The sequence below is a fragment of the Methanocella conradii HZ254 genome (assembly GCF_000251105.1).
Lineage (GTDB): Archaea > Halobacteriota > Methanocellia > Methanocellales > Methanocellaceae > Methanocella > Methanocella conradii.
The window spans coordinates 2,311,791-2,326,827 of the sequence record NC_017034.1 but is presented as its reverse complement, the minus strand read 5'-3'; the positions used below and the strand labels follow the sequence as shown (position 1 = coordinate 2,326,827).

The following is a 15,037-nucleotide window of genomic DNA, read 5'->3' as shown; positions in this document are numbered from 1 at the left end:
TGATAGTATTACATTTTCCTAATTCATCTATTCTTTCCAATAATTCGCTAGGGAGCGAATCGAGGTCATGTTCAAAAAAAAAATTTCGTTCGAGTCTATCACGTTAAAGGTATCTATAAAAGGTTTTACCTTTTTAGCGATTACCATCCCAAACGACGTTAAATGATATTTGTCATCTTTTTTATATATTAGATTTTTACTTTCCAGTTCCTTTAGGCGCGGTATGATCTCAGGGGATTTTACATCAAAATGGTTTTTTAGCTCGCTTAATCTCATCGGTCTATTCAATAATAAAAACAGCGTTCCGCTTCTTTTTCTGGATGATAATAAGAAGATGAGTAAGCTGTTATTTCTCATAAGCTATACCATGCAAAAGGTAGTTACGAAATACAAAGTATATAAAATTTCTCTCCAGTTCGCCGAACTGAACCTCTCTAAATTATGTGCCTTAAGTACCCCAGATAGGGCAATTTGAGCCTGGCTACGCCCAGTATCCATTCTTCCCTGACCGGCTGGTCATAGCATATGGGCGTTTTCTGGTCATATATCCCATCATTGTTATCGCCCAGCGTGATATACCCTGATGCTGGCGCTACATGGTCTCCAAGGCTATCGGTATACATGACCTGGCCCCGCTCGACCCACCGGACAGCCCTATGGATGACCCACTCGCTTGACGGGTCGCCATACGGCCTATAGACTATGACATCGCCATAATCATTAAATGACCTGTACCCCGTACTGGTCGAATTACTATACGTCTGTATTGCGCCTCGAGCCAGCCCCTGAATGAAGACGAGGTCGCCGTCTTCCATGTTCGGGTGCATGCTGACTCCGATGACGCTTACCATCGGGGGCCAAGTACCCGCATAGGCATACAGGATAAGCATTATCGCCGCCACGATGGCGAGCGAAAATGCGACATCCCTAACGTTATCATAGATAACCGGATGCTTCGCCGTGAACAGCTTAATAAGCTCGCGAGGTTTAAGCACTACGCTTCCTGGCCTCCTCCCCAACCTTACGGCCAAGCTCCCGAAGCTTTTTTGCCACCTCGCCATCGCCATGTCTGTGGACGTTTATGCCCTCTGCCACGAGGCGAACGCCCTTCCACCGCAGGTCATTCTCAAGCCTCTTAAGGTTATCCATGTTCCACTTATAGGTGCCGAAGGCGGCACCGACCTTTTCGTGAGGCTTGGCCTGAACGAGCTTCGTCTCCACGAAGCTCCTCATCTTCGCCGAATAGTTATCGTTAATATTTGGGGAGCCCAGGATGATGCCTTTAGCCCTCCTCACGTCATCCACGGTGGCCTCGTCGACCTTCTTGATGTCCACGCTTGCCCCGCTCTCCATCACTCCCGCCAGGACCTCGCGGGCAGCCTTCTCGGTGTTACCGGTCCTCGAGTCATAAATTATAACTACGTCAGCCATACGATGACCTCAATGCATCACTAATTATAATAACGCTTATAAAGATATAGCTTTGTGCCCCTGGATATTATTTTCATATTTATGAAAATAATTATCTAGTATAAAGCCAATCGTTGAGCATGCGATTAAAATACGAAGAGCTGGCGGCCTTGATAGTACTGGCGTGCGCGCTGCTCGCCGTGGGCGCTCTATACCTGCTTTCAACCGCCTCCACGCCATATACCTGGTCATCACGGGAGGGGGACCGGGTCACGGCGTCGGGGCTGCTCCTCGCAAAAGAAATGACATACAGGGGCGGACACATAATGCTCACCATAAAAACCGATTGCGGCCCCCTCACGGTATTCGTGCCGGCGGCGAGCGATGCGTTCCAGGCGGCAAGCCAGGTGGAACATGGAAATGAGATAGAAGCAACGGGCATCGTTCAAATATACAAGGGACAAAAAGAGATCCTGGCAGAAAAAATAAAGAAAAAATCCTAGTCAGGCGGGCACGAACTTCGTGCCGTAGTGGATCATGCCCTTATCCCCATCCTCGCTAATCTTACGGAAGACCTTCTTGACCCGCATGCCAATCCTTATCTCAGACGGGTCACAGATGACCTGCGTGGTCAGGCAAGGCCCCTCATCCAGCCTCACTATGGCGAGGACGTACGGCTTGCCGCCAATCCACGAGTCGCCCGGCGTATGCACTATCGAGTAGGTCACGACCTCGCCAGTGCCCTTAAACTGGTAGTCAACCATTCTCCCCTGCCGTCTGCATTCCGGGCAAAACCGCCTCGGCGGGAAGTAATAGTTGCCACAGGTCTCGCACCTCGTGCCTATCAGGTTATACCTGGCCGGTATCTCTCTCCAGAACCTCGGAACGCTCATCTCATCTCCTCCTCTCGTTCGAGAATATGTGGCAGACGGCGGTGCCGCCGGTGCCGCCCACGTTGTGGGTCATGGCAACCTTAGCGCCTTTGACCTGCCTCTTGCCAGCAACGCCTCTGAGCTGCTCGACGCACTCCACGGCCTGCTTGATGCCCGTAGCGCCCACGGGGTGCCCGCAAGCCTTCAGCCCACCAGATGTGTTCACGGGTATCTTCCCGCCCAGCGCCGTATCGCCGTTAAGCGTCGCGGGGCCGCCCTGGCCTTTCTTAAAGAACCCTAAATCCTCTATTGCCAGTATCTCGGCAATCGTAAAGCAGTCGTGAACCTCCACCAGGTCGATGTCCTCAGGAGTCATGTGCGCCATCTTATACGCCCTCTTACCCGCCTCAACCGTGGCGTCAAAAGTACAGATGTCGCGCCTGTTGTGCAGCGATATGGTATCCGTCGCATGGCCCGACCCCAGAACGTAAATCGGCGAGTCCGTGTACTTCCTCGCCACCTCTGCAGGGGCCAATACCACCGCTGCTGCGCCATCCGTGATGGGCGAGCAGTCGAACAGCGTGAAAGGATCGGCGACCATAGACGCGTTAATGACCGTGTCAATGGTTATCTCGTTCCTGAACTGCGCCCTTGGGTTATTTACCGCATTGTGGTGGTTCTTGACTGCCACCTGGGCAAGCTGTTCCCTGGTCGTGCCATACCTGTGCATGTGAAGCCTTGCGACCATGGCGTACAGCGCAGGGAAGGTCGCGCCCATGAAGCCCTCCCACTCGCGGTCAGCGGCGGACGCAAGAGCGTCCACAGTGACGCCGGTCTCCACGTCTGTCATCTTCTCCACGCCTGCTGCGACGACTATGTCGTGATACCCCGACGCCACCGCCATTATCGCGCTCCTCAGGGCCAGGCCGCCCGAGGCGCACGCAGCCTCAACTCGTGTGGCGGGTATGTGGAAAGTCGAGGCGAGGCCGGCGAAATCGGCTATCAAAGAGCCTATGTGCTCCTGGTTGATGAACTGGCCGCCGCTCATGTTGCCGATGTACATCGCCTCTATCTCCTCGCCGTTCAGCTTCGCGTCCTCGAGGGCCTGCGCGCCGGCCTCCACCACGATATCCCTGAACGACCGTTCCCACATCTCGCCGAACCTGGTGCACCCGGCACCAATGATAGCAACATCTCTCATAAGCTCACCCCTTAATGGTCCACGTTTATCTTGCCCTTATGCTTCGCATAGGTGGCGTAGTCGACGTACTTCGCATCCCTTATGTAGTCCCAGGTCTTCGGAGCCAGGCCCTGCACCTCTGTAATACGCTCAGTAACGGTGATGTCGAACGAGTCGCTTCCAGCCCCCGAGCCGAACGAGGTGACGAATATCCTGTCCCCGGGCTTCGCCACGTCAAGCACGGCTGAGAGGCCTATAAGGCTGGCACCCGAGTAAGTGTTGCCCATTTTGGGACAGGTCAGGCCTTGCTTAATCTGCTCCCTGGTAAAGCCAAGCGTCTGCGCCGCCCTGGTGGGGAACTTCCCGTTCGGCTGGTGGAACACCGCATAGTCATAATCGGAAGGCTTCGTGCCCGCTTTTTCGAGCAGCATCCTCGAGGCGGAGAGCACGTGCTTAAAGTAGCCCGGCTCGCCGGTGAACCTGCCGCCATGCCTGGGATAGTCCGCCCCCTCTCTCCTCCAGAAGTCGGGGGTGTCAGTCGTAAACGAGCAGGTGTGGTTTATCACCGCTATAAGGTTTGACTTGCTGATAACGAAAGCCGCGCCCCCGGCCGCTGCAGTGTACTCCAGAGCGTCGCCCGGGGCGCCCTGGGACGTGTCGGCGCCAATGGCCATGGCCGTCTCGGCAAGGCCGGCCGAGACGACTCCCATGCAGGCCTGTATGGCCGCTGTGCCCGCCTTGCAGGCGAACTCGAAGTCCGCAGCAGTCATCTTCGGGCTGGCGCCTATAGCTGCCGCCACTATAGTGGCAGTAGGCTTCACGGCGTACGGGTGGCTCTCCGAGCCTACGTAGATGGCGCCAATCTTAGCGGGGTCAGCGCCCCTTGCCACGGCGTTTCTCGCCGCCTCGACGGCTATGGTCACGGTATCCTCATCCATGTCGGGCACAGACTTCTCGGATACCATCAGGCCACTCTTTAAATCCTCGGCATCATCTCCCCACACCTTGGCGATCTCTTCCACCTTTATGCGATACCGTGGAACGTACGCTCCATATGAACTGATCCCTAGCGTCATTCTTTCAATCCCTTTAGTGTGCTTATCATCGTGTCTATGTCCATCCGGGAGGCCATGAGCGGGAAGGTCTCCACCTCCGCTATTTTCCTCGCGATGGGGTCGATCCTGGAGGCCTCCAGGCCATGCAATACCACCGCAGCGGGCTTGAGGGTCGAGACCCTGAGCGCCACCATTGGCGAGCGGCCGGTGCTCACGTTGCAGAAAATGAGCGCCCTTTCCGTGCTCCACCCGTAGAGCCTGTAAAACTCCTCCGAGGATAGCTGTAAAATGGCGTTTATGCTATCGATAATGGTGTAGCCGTTGATGGACCGCTCCATGCTGCCAGAGACCAGCTCGGCGCCTATCAGCCTGGCGAACTTCGTGAGGTGTACGGGCGAGCGGTACTCGTGCATATCCAGAATAACGTTCGAGTTTGCATACGAGAGCATGCTTTCGTAGGCCCTTATCTTATGGGAGCCGGCCTTCTCGTCGATGTCGAGCATGGCCTCCACGATCTTGCTTATTATCGTCGTCCCGGGGGACTTTCTCCGGCCGCTCTCGTAGTCGCTTATGACAGAAGGCGATACCCCGATGGCGTTTGCCAAATCTATCTGAGAAACCTCGAAGCTCTTGCGCCACTTCTTTATCGTCTCTCCCGGATTAGCCGAGAGCGTGATCTCTCCCGCCATCTTCTCGGCGAGCCTTGCCCTCAGGTCGACGATGTTGCTCTGCATCAGCGCTTAGAATGCTATACTCGTATATAAATTTTTTAGTAGTCGGCTTCGACGATTGTCGAAAAAATTGGTGATAAAAAACAATGACTTGTCACAAAAAATGATAGTCGGTCAGATGGTTCTTTTATTTTGAGGCTAAAGGGGGGAGAGTGAAGCGAAGCCCCCTCTTCAGTCATGCCCGACACAATACGCGACGACAAATATTTATCACACCACCATGAAGTATGCTAGGATAAGGTGAGATTTTGCACAAGGTCGAAGTAAACGTCGGGGCGAACGTCACAGAGGCAAACCGCAGGGAGGCGGAGGAGAACCGCCAGCACCTGGACGAGCACGGCGTCAGGGCGGTGGATATCTTGGGGGCGGTGGGATCGGGCAAGACCATGCTCATCGAAAAGTTGACTCCACTGCTACAGAAGAGGGGGGTAAAGGTAGGGGCCATCGTAGGGGATTGCTATGGAGATGACGACTACCAGCGCATCCACGCGCTCAACATACCCACGCAGAACCTTAACACCGGCACCGAGTGCCACCTTGACGCCCACATGGTGCATAATGCGCTTCACAGGCTGCCGCTGGACGACATCGACTTTCTTTTCATCGAAAACGTGGGCAACATGGTCTGTCCAACAGATTTCCCCGTGGGAAGCCATAAGAGAGTCGTCATCGTGAGCGTCACAGAAGGGGATGACGTGGTCAACAAGCATCCGGCGATATTCCGTGAATGCGAGATAGGCATCATCAACAAGGTGGATCTGGCGGAGGCGGTAGGGGCAAGCATCGAGAGAATGGAGCGCGACATGAGGCGACACAACTCGAATATAAAAATACTAAAGACCAACCTGAAGAAGGGAGTGGGCGTAGAGGAGCTTGCCGACCTCCTGCTCGAGAACTAAGTATTTGTACTGCGATGCCCTATACTTGATGAGGTGAGCCATATGCCATGCGGCACCAAGTCTAAGAAGGCTGCGGAGAAGGGCAAGGCTAAGAAGGAAGTGGCCAAGAAGAAGTAAATTTTTCATGGGCTCCTTAAAAAGGACAGGTTTGGCCATAATAGCGTATGCTATTAAACTGTATAATGGTCAGGTATTTGTATGATGAGGCTTATTTAGTTTTAGAGGTGAGCATTTTGGCAGGATGTGGATGTGGCACAAGTGCCAAGCCTAAGGAAGCCGAGAAGGCAAAGAAGGCCGCCCCCAAGAAGAAGTAAGTCGTATCGGTTGATGGCCCTAAAGGGCTTTATTTTTTATTGCCCCATACCGTAATTTTTTTTATATTAGCTATTAATGTTGGGACATAACTTATATACAATTTATATCAATAAAAATTCATGAGCTTTAATTAGGGTGCAGCGAGATGATTGGAGAAGTCATAGTGATAATAGCTGTCATAGCGGCGTTCATCTACCTCTTCTACGCCCTTCTCCGCCCAGAAAAATTTTGAGCGGTGACACGCATGGAATTTCTATTTGGCGCCCTCCAGGCCATGGCAATCGTGGCCCTCTCGGTGGCGTGCGCGGTGCCGATGGGCGGGTACCTCGCATCGGCATTTTCCGGGAAGCCAACCTGCTTAGACAGGGCGCTTGATCCTGTGGAGCGTGCAATCTCCTGGGCTTTAGGGGGCATCGATGGCTACGACATGGACTGGAAAGAGTATGCCATCTCCATGATCCTAACAAATGCCATCCTCTGGGCTTTTTCATTCGCCGTGCTGTGCGCGCTGGGCATGACGCCAGACCTGGCGTTCCACACGGCCTCCTCGTTTACGACGAACACGGACCAGCAGCACTATGCAGGCGACACTTTCAGCCCTCTTGGACAGGCGCTCGTCATCACGGCGCTCATGTTCTTCTCGGCGGCCACGGGTCTCGCCTCGGCCTTCGCCGTCATCAGGGGGCTAAAGGCCGCCGACGGTAAAGTGGGGAATTTTTTCAAGGATGCAGAGCGTGGCCTCGTAAGGGTGCTTCTCCCGCTATCCGTTATATTTGCGCTCATCCTGGCGGCGTGCGGCGTCCCCCAGTCATTTGGCGGCACGCTGGAGGTAAAGGCCGTCACGGGGGCCGTGCAATCCATCCCACTCGGGCCGGTCGCGTCCCTGGAGGCCATAAAGATGATCGGGACGAACGGCGGCGGCTACTATGGCGCTAATTCGGCCCACCCTTATGAAAACCCTTCTCCTTTGACCAACGTTCTGGAGCTTTTCTTCACGCTTCTCATACCGCTGGCGTTGCCCTATACGTTCGGCATAATGATAGGCAACAGAAGGCAGGGATTGCTGCTCATGGCTGTCATGCTGGCCATATTCGTGCCCATGTCGCTCATCATGATGTACGGCGAGTCCTCGAACCCCTATCTTCCGGCGGCCGTCCAGCAGGCATCCGGATACCTTGAGGGTAAGGAGGCGAGGTTCTCGGCATACGAGAGCGCTTTTTACCTAGCGACGTGTACGTATGTCCAGTGCGGCGCCGCCTCCTGCTCGATCACCTCCATGATGCCCTGGGCGGTGGTGGGCGCCATGTTCGGCATGATGGCACAATGCGTCCCCGGGGGCATCGGGGCGGGGCTCGACATAATGCTCATCTATGTCCTGCTATCGGTCTTCATCGCCGGCCTGATGGTGGGGAGGACGCCCGAGTTTCTAGGCAAGAAGGTCGAGCCCGCAGAAATGAAGCTCATAGCCCTTATAATCATCGTGCACCCCATCTTAGTGCTCACGCCCACCGCTTTGACGGCGCTCATCAGCACTGCGCACAACATAACGCTAAATCCAGGGGCGCGTGGCTTTGCCGAGATCATGTACGAATTCCTGTCCGCCTCGGCAAACAACGGCTCTGGCATGGCCGGCCTCAAGAATACAACTCTTTATTTCAACGTCTTATCAGGGCTGGTCATGCTCCTGGGCAGGTATGTGCCCCTTGTGGCGGCGCTGGCTGTGGCAGGGTCGCTATCCGGCAAGAGGCCGATAGAGGCCACCCCGGGCACGCTCCCGACGGACAACCTGACGTTTGCAGCCTTCCTGCTGGGCATCATCATCATAGTAGGCGCTATCACGTTCCTGCCAGCCCTGTCGCTCGGGCCGCTGGCCGAAATCTTCGCTTTGAGGTGATATGATGGCAAACCATTCCTGGCTATCTCCGAAACTGCTCGTGAACGCGCTCTGCTTCTCCCTGTCGAAGTTCGACCCGATGCACGTAGCCAGGAGCCCGGTGGTCTTCATACTGTACCTATGCTTCATCGTCTCGGCGCTCATAGCCCTTTTCCCATCAGAGTTCTCAACAGAGGGTAAGATGCTAGGCCGGGCGGACTACTCCGCAATCGCCATCCTGTTGCTCCTCACGATATGGTTCTCGTTCTTCTCGGAGGCGCTGGCCGAGGCACAGGGCAAGGCCCAGGCTGAGAGCCTGCGCAGGATGAAGAAGGAGATCATGGCAAGAGTCATCGGCCCGGGAGGCGCCGTCATCGAAGTGAACAGCACCATGCTAAAGCTGGGGGATGTTGTCTTGCTTAAAGCCGGCGACCTGGTGCCCAGCGATGGAAACATAGTGCAAGGCTCTTTATTATTGGACGAGTCGATGATGACCGGCGAATCTGAGCCAGTGCTCAGGGAGAGCGGCGGGGATCGCTCCTCCGTTTTAGGCGGGACTAAAGTGTTGTCGGGGAAGGCTGAGGTCAAGATCACGTCGGAGCCTGGCAAGACGTTCCTCGACCGCATCATAAGGCTGGTCGAGGGCGCGGAAAGGCAAAAGACGCCCAACGAGGTGGCGCTTACGGTCTTGCTCGTCTCGCTTACAATCGTGCTCCTGGTGGTCGTAGTGGCCATGGTGCCCGGCGCCCTGTATTATGGCATTTCCCTGGACATGGGCGTGCTCATCGCGCTATTCGTTTGCCTCATGCCCACTACCATCGGCGGCCTTCTGCCGGCCATAGGCATCGCTGGCGTCAACCGGGTCACCATGGTCAACGTGGTCGCCAAGTCGGGGAGGGCCGTAGAGGCGGCCGGGGATGTGGACGTGCTCATCCTGGACAAGACCGGCACGCTCACCATTGGTAACCGCTATGCGAGCGAGTTCATACCTGCTCCGGGGGAAAGTATGGACGATGTCGTGAGGGCGTCGATGAACGCCTCCCTCATGGATGAGACGCCAGAGGGCAGGTCCATCATCATGCTCGGCGAAAAGCTGGGGCATAAGCGTGAGATGGCGCTCCTCGAAGGCTGTAAGCCCATATTGTTCACGTCCGAGACGCGGGTGAGTGGACTCATCGCGAAGGACGGCACTTCTTATATTAAGGGCTCTCTCGATGCCGTGGCTAAGCGCGTAAAGGAGGTCCCTGCCGCCCTGCGGTTAAAGGCGGATGACATTTCGAGAAGCGGGACGACGCCGCTGGCTGTGGCCGTGAATGACAGGGCCATCGGGCTTGTCGTGCTCAAGGACCTCGTTAAGCCCGGCATAAGAGACAGGATAGGCGAGCTGAAGCGCATGGGCATCAAGACTGTCATGTGCACTGGGGATAACAGGCTCACGGCGGCTGCTATTGCGAATGATACGGGCGTGGACGAGTACATCGCAAACGCCGTCCCGGAAGATAAGCTCTCCATAATAAAAAAGGAGCAGAGCCTGGGGCTGCTGGTCGCGATGACCGGCGACGGCACGAACGACGCCCCGGCGCTGGCGCAGGCAGACGTGGGCCTGGCCATGAACAACGGGACCTCGGCGGCGAAGGATGCGGCCAACATGGTCGACCTGGACTCAGACCCAACGAAGCTCATCGAGGTAGTAACCATAGGCAAGCAGCTTTTAATAACGAGGGGAGCGCTTACCACGTTTAGCGTCACCAACGACGTGGCCAAGTACTTCGCCATCTTGCCCGCCATCTTCTCGCCCACATTCCCCGCGCTCGCAGCGCTAAACATCATGGGGCTTTCTTCACCTAAGAACGCGGTCATGTCGGCGCTGCTCTTCAACGCCCTCGTGATTCCTCTTTTAATACCTGTGGCCATGAACGGCGTTAAATACCGCTCCATAGGTGCGTCGTCGATGCTTAAGAGGAATCTGCTCGTCTATGGGTTCGGGGGCTTTCTGAGCTCGTTCATAGGCATAAAGCTCATCGACATGTTAATAAGCTGGATGGTGAGAGTTTGAACTACCTAAAACTGATATATCCAAGCGTTTCGCTGGCGGCTCTAGCGGTGCTGGCATGCGGAGTCCTTTATCCGCTTGCAATCACGCTTGTAGCCGGAGCAGCGTTCCCGTGGCAGGCCGGAGGAAGCCCCTTGACCCATGATGGCAATGTGGTCGGCTCAGCCCTCATCGGGCAAAACTTCACGGGGCCGGGATGCTTCCATTCCAGGCCTTCCGCCGTCGGCTATGATGCCTTAGGCTCCGGCGCATCCAACCTTGGGCCTAGTAACCCGGCGCTACTGAGTAAAGTCGAGTCGAGGACCCTTCATGGCGTATCATCGGTCCCCGGGGATGCCGTGCTGGGATCGGGGTCGGGCCTCGACCCCGACATTTCGGTTGAAAATGCCATGATGCAGGTACCGCGCGTGGCGGCGGAGAGCGGCCTGGGCGAGGATACCGTAAGGAGCCTGGTACAAATGCATACGCGGGGGAGGCTACTCGGGCTATGGGGAGAGCCCAGGGTGAACGTACTGGAGCTAAACCTCGCCCTGGAAAGAATAAGCAAGTAAAGCCATAAGTTCATATGTATAGCAATATCCTTATCCCGATATCTAAAGACTCGAACATGAAGGTCATAGTCGATTTCCTCAATAATTTCTTGAGCCCGGACGGCAGGATAACGCTGCTTTACGTCATCACGTCGGACAGGCTTCCCATATCGGCCATGGAATGGCGGCGGGCGATGAAAATCGTGTCCGAGGCGCATGTCCTGTCCATCGAAAGAGGCCTGGAGATCAATTACCTGGTCAAGAACGCCCCCTCCGTCGTGCAGGGCATACTCAAGGAGGCGGCCGAGGCGAAGTACGACCTCATCTTTTTCGCGAGCTCGACCTATGGCAAGCGCAGGGATAGCATATTTGGGAGCAAGATCGACGAGGTAGTCCGGCGGGCCGCCGTCGAGACCGTCGTGTTCCGGTACATCGAGGAGGAGCCTGTCAAGTATGGCAGGATACTGGTGCCCACGTCGGGATACAAGAACGCCTTAAGAGCCGTGAGGATGGCCGAGGCGCTCGCGGCCAGAAGTAAAGGCGAGATCACCATCATGTACGTAGGCCCCAAAAAGTCAGACGCTGACAAGGTGCTTGACCCCTTGCTAGATGACATAAAGAAAAAAGGCGTGAAAGCCCAGAAAATATTTATGAAGGGTTCGCCCGCCGACATGGTTCTGGAAGAGGCCGGGAAAGGCTACGACCTGATGATGATCGGCGCCACCGAGCGGCCTTATTATTACCAGTTTTTATTAGGCTCCACCGCTGATCGGCTAGTCAGGGAAGCCCCATGCCCGGTGCTCATGGTAAAGACCGTGGGTTAAAATTAAAAATAAAAGGGCTCGCCAGCAGAAGGGCCATAGCCCGCACCCGAACCGCGTCGCCCAGAAGTTGAAGGCGTTGAAGCTCAGTGGGCCGGCGCCGAACGGGCCGCTGAACGGAAACATATGGTAAAAAATTCAAAAAACGATATAAAAATGTAGCCCTCATGGCAACTTATGGCTCAAGTACAGCGGGGCATGCTGCCAGCCGGGGCGCTTATGGCCGAGCACAGGCTCATCGAGCGCATGCTCAGCCTGATGAGGGTCGAGCTGGACAGGATAGGCGCATATGGCCGTGCAGACCCGGATTTCATCGGCTCGGCGGCGAGCTTCATAAAGGAATACGCGGATATCTGCCATCATGGCAAGGAGGAAAGGGTCCTGTTCGTCAGGCTTTCTGAAAAGCCAGTCTCGCCCGGCCTCAAAAAAATGATGGATGACCTCATGGAGGAGCACGTTTTCATCAGGAATCTCACCAACGACCTGGCCAGGGCCAATGAAAGCTACATCCAGGGCAAGCCCGAAGCCACGGCGGACATCATTTCCAGCATCAATAGCATAGTCGAGTTCTATCCCAGGCATGTGGAAAAAGAGGAGGAGCACTTTTTCTTGCCGGCCATGGACTACTTTTCCGACGCCGAGAGAAGGGACATGCTGCAGACGTTTCACGAGTTTGACAGCAGGCTGTTTCACGACGAGTACCGGATGGTGGTATCCAGCCTGGAGGAGCGATGGCATGTGCAGCCGCGCCATTAGCCGAGCCCGAATATTCTTTTTGCGTTCTCCTCGCTCACCAGCCTTATCCTATCGTCGCCGGCTTTGTTTAGCTTTAGTAGGTGAACCGTTCGGGGCACGCCTAAAACATCCGTGGGGTTTGACGAGGCGTCAGTGTTGAGCACCAGCATTGTGGCATCGTACTGTCTTACGATTTCTGCAGCCTGCGAGGGCGTAAGCTTTGAAGGCTGTATAGTGAGGCCCGCGTTGTAGCCCCTGTCCAGGATGGACTTTACCGTGCCACCGTCGGCATGGTCTACCACGACCCGTTTCCTGTCGATGGAATATGTGGATAGCATTTCCAGGGCCTGCCTCGTGATAGCTGCCTTACTGGAGCGAGGGGTGTGTATTATGATGGGCAGGCGATACTTGATGGCGAGCTCGAGCTGTCGTTCGAGCAGGTTGGCTTCGAAGGGGCTGCCCGTCTCCAGGCCCGTCTCGCCCAGCGCAACTACCCTCCTATCCTTACGCTGAAGGTACGACTCAAGCAGCTCAAGGCAGTGCTCAGGGTCGTCAGGCCTGACCCTTGGGTGCAATCCCAAACAGACGTGAAGCCTGATGCCATTCTTCTCAACCCGCTCCCTCTCCCAGAAAAGCCTTTCGAAGTGGTCTTTAAAGACCACGCTCGAGCTCATCCTCATAGGATCGTGGGCGAGCGTCAGCACGTCGGTTACGCCGGCCAGCGCCATCTCCTCAAAATCCTCATAGGGCCTGGTGTCAACATGGGCATGGGTATCGATCATCGTATAGCATGTCGCCTGCTAATGACTTTAATTTTTTTAAGCCTTAACTTTTCACTTTTAATCAACGAACTCGTGACCACCGAGAGGAGGCTCGACCGGAAGACGTTGCGGAGGCTGGTCAAGGATAATGGCATCGTGGAGAAGTGCGGCTTATCCACCGGCTATGTGGACCAGTGCATCGACAAGGTGCTCTGGATGTGGCGGAGCTACGAGGACAAGCATGACGAGTGGCAGTACAGGTACGACAGGCTTATAGAAGAACTCGCCAGCTGTGGAGACGACGAGCGGGAGAAGCTGGAGAAACGGCTGAAGCGGCTAGAAAAGAGCGAGCCGTCCACACTATCGTTCCGCCATAAAGTATCGTGTCGTCTGGACTATCGCACGGGCAGGATAGAGAAAAGCGAGAACTCCTCCTTCTTGTTGTGGATGCATACTGGCACTATCGTGAAGGGCAACACTATGGATGTGCCTTGAACCCTTCTTATTGGCACCTCAAACAGCTAGAAGGAGCCGAGATAAGCGACTTCGAGATTATAAGGAAGAACGGCTACACAATAGCTGTTGGGAACACCCGATTCAAGCAGGCGCAGTATCGTGGGAATGGTAGGCCAGCGCTCCGAAAGAGAATAGGAAAGTGGAGCTACGGTAGACAGCGCAGCTATATTGTTCTCAAAAGGGCTGAGCGCGGACTACCCACAACGCTTCTCGACGAGAGGAACACGTCGAACACGTGCCACTGCTGCGGGAGCAGGCTGGTCGCGAGGAAGTTCTATGAAGGGTGGCTCCTGTGCCACTCCTGCGGCGCTAAGCTGGACGCCGACCTCAACGCAGCGTACAACACAGCGGCAAGAGAGATGACAGGCTGAAAGTGCGGATGAATATGAAAAGCCGCGCGAGCGCATAATATAGGATGCCCGCCAATAAATTGGCGGGAGGATGTCACGGAATGGAAAGTAATAAGCTAGCGGCCAAATCTGAAAATTAAAATGCTCATTTCTTATTCTCGACGATAAACCGGCAATAGCCATCGCCCATGGCGTAGCAGTTCGTCTCTTTTACGCTCACATTGTTATTATAATGCCTGGAAAAGATGGCCTCAAGTATGCCGGAGTCAAAGGCGCAGGCTGGCCGGCCTAAAAATGGCAGGTCCTGGCACTCGAAGCAGTCATAAACGTGGATTATAAGAGGCTCCAGGCTTTTCACCTCCATGCGTCCCAGCCTTTGCGCCTTCCAGAACGTGGCCAGGCTACTTAATAGCTTACTCAGGTCAGGGTCAGCCACCTTCGTATACAGGGCTTCCCCCACTTTCTCGCCAGCCTCATGCAAAACAGGGTCCAGGTCTATTCCCTCGCTTAGGAGGGCCACCCTGATTGTGCGGAACATAAGCCGGAAGAACTCAAAGGGGTCATCCGATGATAGGGCATGTTTCGATATGTATTCCTCCATGTCCTTTTCAATCCTGCGCCGCCTCGATAATCCTCCAAGGTAGCTTGAGCTCAGGAAAAATATCTTCTTGCGAGCATCGGCAGGGTCGGGCCTGGACGACACGATCCCCTCATCGGCAAGGCTCCGCAGGTGTACTGATATGGTGGACTTGGCTCTGCCGGTGGATGCCACTATCTCGTCGAAGCCCATCTCCCGCTCGCGGAGCATGGAGAGTATATTCATGCGCACCTGGCTATCCACCGCGCTTACGCCTTCCTGTGTGGCAAAAAGCCCCACCGTCCGCTCATCCATCTTTTTTAGTCTCATCCATTCCACAATAGACCATAAACTACAAA

The 15,037-nt window shown here is 55.2% G+C and carries 19 protein-coding genes; 10 read left to right on the top strand and 9 right to left on the bottom strand.

Annotated features, from left to right (window positions below; all coding sequences use genetic code 11):
* Positions 1-27: 27 nt before the first annotated feature.
* From MTC_RS13885 to MTC_RS12220, 3 genes are all read right to left on the bottom strand, one after another.
* The gene (locus tag MTC_RS13885; protein ID WP_052322812.1) at positions 28-357 is read right to left on the bottom strand and encodes a hypothetical protein; all 330 of its coding nucleotides are present in this window, start codon (positions 355-357) and stop codon (positions 28-30) included.
* 77 nt (positions 358-434) lie between these two features.
* Complete coding sequence (locus tag MTC_RS12225; RefSeq protein WP_014407011.1) at positions 435-995, bottom strand: S26 family signal peptidase; 561 nt, start codon at positions 993-995, stop codon at positions 435-437.
* Positions 988-1,431, bottom strand: coding sequence for a flavodoxin domain-containing protein (locus MTC_RS12220; protein ID WP_014407010.1), 444 nt, complete (start codon positions 1,429-1,431; stop codon positions 988-990). The genes MTC_RS12225 and MTC_RS12220 overlap by 8 nt, the downstream gene beginning before the upstream one ends.
* A gap of 119 nt (positions 1,432-1,550) precedes the next feature.
* Here MTC_RS12220 and MTC_RS12215 point away from each other — a divergent pair, with 119 nt between their 5' ends.
* Positions 1,551-1,913 (top strand): OB-fold nucleic acid binding domain-containing protein, encoded by a 363-nt coding sequence (locus MTC_RS12215; RefSeq protein WP_014407009.1) that lies wholly within the window; start codon positions 1,551-1,553, stop codon positions 1,911-1,913.
* On the opposite strand, the gene MTC_RS12210 is transcribed toward MTC_RS12215, so the two are convergent.
* Genes MTC_RS12210 through MTC_RS12195 form a run of 4 tightly spaced genes read right to left on the bottom strand, consistent with a single transcriptional unit; the run spans position 1,914 to position 5,251 of the window.
* On the bottom strand, positions 1,914-2,303 hold the full coding sequence (locus MTC_RS12210; RefSeq protein ID WP_014407008.1) for a Zn-ribbon domain-containing OB-fold protein: 390 nt from the start codon (positions 2,301-2,303) through the stop codon (positions 1,914-1,916).
* 1 nt (position 2,304) lies between these two features.
* A complete protein-coding gene (locus tag MTC_RS12205) occupies positions 2,305-3,483 on the bottom strand; it encodes a thiolase domain-containing protein (RefSeq protein WP_014407007.1) in 1,179 nt (392 codons plus the stop codon).
* A gap of 11 nt (positions 3,484-3,494) precedes the next feature.
* Positions 3,495-4,538: a hydroxymethylglutaryl-CoA synthase gene (locus MTC_RS12200; RefSeq protein WP_014407006.1), complete on the bottom strand. Its 1,044-nt coding sequence runs from the start codon at positions 4,536-4,538 to the stop codon at positions 3,495-3,497.
* Positions 4,535-5,251, bottom strand: a complete 717-nt coding sequence (locus tag MTC_RS12195) for a helix-turn-helix domain-containing protein (RefSeq protein WP_014407005.1) — start codon at positions 5,249-5,251, stop codon at positions 4,535-4,537. The genes MTC_RS12200 and MTC_RS12195 overlap by 4 nt, the downstream gene beginning before the upstream one ends.
* A 245-nt stretch (positions 5,252-5,496) precedes the next feature.
* Here MTC_RS12195 and hypB point away from each other — a divergent pair, with 245 nt between their 5' ends.
* The 7 genes from hypB (at position 5,497) to MTC_RS12165 (ending at position 12,495) form a co-directional block, all read left to right on the top strand.
* On the top strand, positions 5,497-6,147 hold the full coding sequence (gene hypB / locus MTC_RS12190) for a hydrogenase nickel incorporation protein HypB (RefSeq protein ID WP_014407004.1): 651 nt from the start codon (positions 5,497-5,499) through the stop codon (positions 6,145-6,147).
* A 460-nt stretch (positions 6,148-6,607) separates the two neighbouring features.
* Positions 6,608-6,694: a K(+)-transporting ATPase subunit F gene (kdpF, locus tag MTC_RS13870; protein WP_081476833.1), complete on the top strand. Its 87-nt coding sequence runs from the start codon at positions 6,608-6,610 to the stop codon at positions 6,692-6,694.
* A gap of 12 nt (positions 6,695-6,706) precedes the next feature.
* Positions 6,707-8,356 carry a potassium-transporting ATPase subunit KdpA gene (kdpA, locus tag MTC_RS12185; RefSeq protein ID WP_014407002.1) on the top strand — a complete coding sequence of 550 codons (1,650 nt, stop codon included), beginning with the start codon at positions 6,707-6,709 and terminating at the stop codon, positions 8,354-8,356.
* A gap of 4 nt (positions 8,357-8,360) precedes the next feature.
* A complete protein-coding gene (gene kdpB, locus MTC_RS12180) occupies positions 8,361-10,391 on the top strand; it encodes a potassium-transporting ATPase subunit KdpB (protein WP_014407001.1) in 2,031 nt (676 codons plus the stop codon).
* Entirely contained in the window at positions 10,388-10,939 is a 552-nt protein-coding gene (gene kdpC / locus MTC_RS12175) for a potassium-transporting ATPase subunit KdpC (protein WP_014407000.1), read from the top strand. Before kdpB ends, kdpC begins: the two co-directional genes overlap by 4 nt.
* Before the next feature lie 14 nt (positions 10,940-10,953).
* On the top strand, positions 10,954-11,742 hold the full coding sequence (locus MTC_RS12170) for a universal stress protein (RefSeq protein WP_014406999.1): 789 nt from the start codon (positions 10,954-10,956) through the stop codon (positions 11,740-11,742).
* A 174-nt stretch (positions 11,743-11,916) separates the two neighbouring features.
* Positions 11,917-12,495, top strand: coding sequence for a hemerythrin domain-containing protein (locus tag MTC_RS12165; protein WP_014406998.1), 579 nt, complete (start codon positions 11,917-11,919; stop codon positions 12,493-12,495).
* Here MTC_RS12165 and MTC_RS12160 read toward each other — a convergent pair.
* Entirely contained in the window at positions 12,492-13,256 is a 765-nt protein-coding gene (locus tag MTC_RS12160; protein ID WP_014406997.1) for a TatD family hydrolase, read from the bottom strand. The two genes, MTC_RS12165 and MTC_RS12160, sit on opposite strands and share 4 nt — an antisense overlap.
* Before the next feature lie 72 nt (positions 13,257-13,328).
* Here MTC_RS12160 and MTC_RS13685 point away from each other — a divergent pair, with 72 nt between their 5' ends.
* Together MTC_RS13685 and MTC_RS13680 are read left to right on the top strand one after the other, a co-directional pair.
* Positions 13,329-13,730, top strand: a complete 402-nt coding sequence (locus tag MTC_RS13685; RefSeq protein ID WP_237705920.1) for a hypothetical protein — start codon at positions 13,329-13,331, stop codon at positions 13,728-13,730.
* Positions 13,727-14,122 carry a zinc ribbon domain-containing protein gene (locus tag MTC_RS13680; protein WP_014406995.1) on the top strand — a complete coding sequence of 132 codons (396 nt, stop codon included), beginning with the start codon at positions 13,727-13,729 and terminating at the stop codon, positions 14,120-14,122. Before MTC_RS13685 ends, MTC_RS13680 begins: the two co-directional genes overlap by 4 nt.
* Positions 14,123-14,246: 124 nt before the next feature.
* Here the strand turns inward: MTC_RS13680 and MTC_RS12145 are convergent, their stop codons facing one another.
* Positions 14,247-15,008 carry a V4R domain-containing protein gene (locus MTC_RS12145; protein ID WP_048189416.1) on the bottom strand — a complete coding sequence of 254 codons (762 nt, stop codon included), beginning with the start codon at positions 15,006-15,008 and terminating at the stop codon, positions 14,247-14,249.
* Positions 15,009-15,037: the final 29 nt, after the last annotated feature.

What these genes read in the sequence shown, in the direction of transcription:
- MTC_RS13885 (WP_052322812.1), bottom strand. Translation starts at nt 357, where the DNA reads ATGAGAAATAACAGCTTACTCATCTTCTTATTATCATCCAGAAAAAGA.
- MTC_RS12220 (WP_014407010.1), bottom strand. Translation starts at nt 1,431, where the DNA reads ATGGCTGACGTAGTTATAATTTATGACTCGAGGACCGGTAACACCGAG.
- MTC_RS12215 (WP_014407009.1), top strand. Translation starts at nt 1,551, where the DNA reads ATGCGATTAAAATACGAAGAGCTGGCGGCCTTGATAGTACTGGCGTGC.
- MTC_RS12210 (WP_014407008.1), bottom strand. Translation starts at nt 2,303, where the DNA reads ATGAGCGTTCCGAGGTTCTGGAGAGAGATACCGGCCAGGTATAACCTG.
- MTC_RS12205 (WP_014407007.1), bottom strand. Translation starts at nt 3,483, where the DNA reads ATGAGAGATGTTGCTATCATTGGTGCCGGGTGCACCAGGTTCGGCGAG.
- MTC_RS12200 (WP_014407006.1), bottom strand. Translation starts at nt 4,538, where the DNA reads ATGACGCTAGGGATCAGTTCATATGGAGCGTACGTTCCACGGTATCGC.
- MTC_RS12195 (WP_014407005.1), bottom strand. Translation starts at nt 5,251, where the DNA reads ATGCAGAGCAACATCGTCGACCTGAGGGCAAGGCTCGCCGAGAAGATG.
- kdpF (WP_081476833.1), top strand. Translation starts at nt 6,608, where the DNA reads ATGATTGGAGAAGTCATAGTGATAATAGCTGTCATAGCGGCGTTCATC.
- kdpA (WP_014407002.1), top strand. Translation starts at nt 6,707, where the DNA reads ATGGAATTTCTATTTGGCGCCCTCCAGGCCATGGCAATCGTGGCCCTC.
- kdpB (WP_014407001.1), top strand. Translation starts at nt 8,361, where the DNA reads ATGGCAAACCATTCCTGGCTATCTCCGAAACTGCTCGTGAACGCGCTC.
- MTC_RS12170 (WP_014406999.1), top strand. Translation starts at nt 10,954, where the DNA reads ATGTATAGCAATATCCTTATCCCGATATCTAAAGACTCGAACATGAAG.
- MTC_RS12165 (WP_014406998.1), top strand. Translation starts at nt 11,917, where the DNA reads ATGGCTCAAGTACAGCGGGGCATGCTGCCAGCCGGGGCGCTTATGGCC.
- MTC_RS12160 (WP_014406997.1), bottom strand. Translation starts at nt 13,256, where the DNA reads ATGATCGATACCCATGCCCATGTTGACACCAGGCCCTATGAGGATTTT.
- MTC_RS12145 (WP_048189416.1), bottom strand. Translation starts at nt 15,008, where the DNA reads ATGAGACTAAAAAAGATGGATGAGCGGACGGTGGGGCTTTTTGCCACA.